Below are 233 nucleotides of genomic sequence, written 5' to 3'. Positions count from 1 at the left end.
GACAGTATCTATCTGAGCCAAAACTCGCTAACAGATTGCTTGAGTTTGCAGGGAGCGACTACAAGGATGTTAATTTTGTAATTAATATTGTTGCAACTCTGGGTAATATGATCGATAGATATGGGCTTCCGACTTCAGATCAAATTTTTGAATTTTTTGTCAATTTAAAGGACGAAAAGAAGATTAGATACTATGTTTCGATGTTTATAATGAGATTTCCTCAATTCAAGGAT

Annotated in this window: 1 protein-coding gene; it reads left to right on the top strand. The window is 33.9% G+C overall.

All coding sequences use genetic code 11. The features are described from left to right. On the top strand, positions 1-233 hold a 233-nt coding region (locus tag R2R70_RS23395; RefSeq protein WP_410979406.1), incomplete at both ends, for a hypothetical protein.

This window comes from Cobetia sp. SIMBA_158 (assembly GCF_046566945.1).
Taxonomy (GTDB): domain Bacteria; phylum Pseudomonadota; class Gammaproteobacteria; order Pseudomonadales; family Halomonadaceae; genus Cobetia; species Cobetia amphilecti.
The sequence above is the reverse complement of the archived record's forward strand: the minus strand, read 5'-3'. Positions and strand labels throughout refer to the sequence as shown.